Annotated in this window: 4 protein-coding genes; all 4 read right to left on the reverse strand. The window is 30.2% G+C overall.

Annotated elements, in window-relative coordinates:
- Positions 1-132: 132 nt before the first annotated feature.
- Positions 133-495: a nuclear transport factor 2 family protein gene (locus ACH2BO_RS12825; RefSeq protein WP_395045127.1), complete on the reverse strand. Its 363-nt coding sequence runs from the start codon at positions 493-495 to the stop codon at positions 133-135.
- 27 nt (positions 496-522) lie between these two features.
- Positions 523-1,389 (reverse strand): pseudouridine synthase, encoded by an 867-nt coding sequence (locus ACH2BO_RS12830; RefSeq protein ID WP_395045128.1) that lies wholly within the window; start codon positions 1,387-1,389, stop codon positions 523-525.
- A gap of 167 nt (positions 1,390-1,556) precedes the next feature.
- Positions 1,557-2,336, reverse strand: a complete 780-nt coding sequence (gene murI / locus ACH2BO_RS12835; RefSeq protein WP_395045129.1) for a glutamate racemase — start codon at positions 2,334-2,336, stop codon at positions 1,557-1,559.
- 49 nt (positions 2,337-2,385) lie between these two features.
- Positions 2,386-2,715 (reverse strand): hypothetical protein (locus ACH2BO_RS12840; protein ID WP_395045130.1); only part of this gene is annotated, 330 nt, incomplete at its 5' end.

Genomic DNA, 2,715 nt, shown 5'->3' on the forward strand with positions numbered 1-2,715 from the left:
AAAGTTTGATACTGGAGGTTTTCATCAGATTACTCTTGGAGTGAACTTGTTCTGTAAACCAGAGAAGTATCATTGTAATTGTCCTGCTTTGAATTAGTGTAAAAAAACCATCAGCTTTAACTGATGGTTTTTTTATGAATGGTAAACTCTTGAAGCTATGATTTTTCCTTCTTTTATTTCTAAGACTTCTGCAATTAGCATATCATCTTCATTTTCTACAGTTCTAATATATTCCATAAAAACTCGATCTGAGTTTGATGTTAATGAAGTAACTTTATAATTTAGTGACGTAAGTAAATTAAATGCATCTTGCCACCACAACCGTAACGCTTCTTTTCCAGTAATGTATCCATTTGTATCTGGATGTTTTGCTTTTAATTTTGGGCTAAAATGTTTTGCATCATCATCGTAAAGTGACAAAAGCTTTTCTATATTATGTGAATTAAATGCTTCAAACCAAGCATGAGCAATTGAAAGATTTTTTTGACTATCCATTGTAGAAAAAACCACGCTTGTGCGTGGTTATATGTTTTTTAAATTTATAATTTCTTGTTCTGTTAAAACTCTCCAGTTTCCTCTTGGTAAATTCTTTTTTGTTAATCCTCCAAAGGCAACTCTATCAACCTTTATTACAGTATATTTATAATTTTCGAAAATAGCACGAACTACTTTAACGTTTGGAGTTCTTAGTTTTATTCCAATTTCATTTTTTGGTTCGTTTTCAATATAACTTATTTCATCTACAAATAATCTATGTCCGTCAAGTGTAACTCCTTTTGATATTTTTTCTAAATCTTCAAATTTTAGATTTTTGTCTAAAGTTACTTGATAAATTTTTGGAGATTTTTGATTTGGAAGACTAAACTTTCTAATCATATCTGTATCGTTTGTAAAAAGCAACAACCCAGTTGTGTTTTTGTCCATTCGACCTATAGGAAGTATATTAGATTTTGTTGCTCCTTTTATTAATTCATGAACATTTCTATGTTCTACTTCTTCAGAAGATGTTGTGAAATTTTTAGGTTTGTTTAAAACAAAATATTCTTTTTTTTCTGGCATTAATGTTGCGCCATCAAAGTTAACTACATCGCCTGGTTTTACTTTGTAGCCCATTTCTGTAATTGGAATTCCGTTTACTTTTACGTTACCTGATTGAATATAAATATCTGCATCTCGACGTGAACATGCACCAGAATTTGAGATGTATTTATTTAATCTGATATCTTCAGATTTTAATGGTTTTGGTGTGTTTGGCGAATCTTTTTTGACAATAGGTTTTCTGTTTTGAGAACGTTTAGCCATAGCAGGTTTAGACGTAGAAGCAGTTTTCTTTTTGTCTGTTGATGGTTTGCTTGAGCCAGTTCGTTTTTTATTATTGGAATCGTTCATTAGGGTAACTTTTTTGCAAAGGTACTGATTTTTAGGAGAAATTAGGTGTTATGGTTGGCCAATTAACCCTGATTTAAGTGTAAATCCTTTTGTTTCGTTTTTTAACGAGACAAAAGATTGAAACGAAAGCAGGAAAATGGTATAGCAATTGTAATGAAGATTCGTTCCTAAAAATCTTTTTGAATAACGGTATAATCGTTTTTTAGGATATTTGATAATACTTTGGGATTGGTATTTGTGTAAAAAATTTGGGTGCTTTTGTCGGATAATGTTCTGTTGCCAACTTTTTCGTTAAGTATATTTTTTGTTTGACGAGCTACTGCTTGGCCTGAGTCGATGATTTTAATATTTTTTGGAATTATTTTTTTAATTTTTGGAATTAAAAAAGGATAGTGGCTGCATCCAAGCACAAGATAATCAATGTTTTGTGCTATCATGGGATTTAAATATTGTTTAAGTAAATCCTGCATTTCGGCTGAATTTATTTTACCATTTTCAATTAGTTCTACTAGTCCGAAACCTATTTGTTCAATGATTTTTATGTCTTGAAATTTCTCTACATTTTTATAGAAAAGTTCACTGTTTAGTGTTCCTTTTGTTGCAAGTATTCCTATTTTTTGTGTTTGAGAGTTTGTTGCTGCTGGTTTTATTGCTGGTTCAATTCCAATGAATGGAATGTCATATTTATCGCGTAATTCTTTTATGGCATTTGTAGTTGCTGTATTACAAGCTACAACGATCAATTTGCAGTTTTGATTTAAAAGAAACTCGGTATTTTTATAACTTAATTGTATTATTTCTTCTTTTGATTTTTGTCCATAAGGCGCATTTTTACTGTCTGCAAGGTAAATAGTGTTTTCATTTGGAAGTAAATTGTGTATTTCTTTCCAAATTGATGTACCACCAATTCCAGAATCGAAAAGACCTATAGGATTGTTGTTTGTCATATAGCAAATGTAAAAAAAAACTGCTCAAATTAATTGAGCAGTTTTGAAATTAATTGACTTTGGTTAATGTAACCATTTCTGTAGGAATTGGAATTGGTATACCATTAGGATCACCTTTGTATGGACAATCATTTTCTATCCAAATTTCTGATTGCAAGAATTTGTAAAGTAAAGTATTTATATTTGTTAAATCTCTCACCAATATTACAGTTCCAGTAACATCGCATAAATTAGGATCACTATATACAAAATAACATCTATTGTCTTGAAGATTATCTTCACTTGATAATTTTGCTAAGTTTACGTCCATTATAGACATTGTACTTGAAATAACATTTCCTGAAATTGTTTCAGTAATGGTGTATTTACCGATTAAAAG

This window comes from Flavobacterium sp. (assembly GCF_043773265.1).
Classification (GTDB): Bacteria; Bacteroidota; Bacteroidia; order Flavobacteriales; family Flavobacteriaceae; genus Flavobacterium.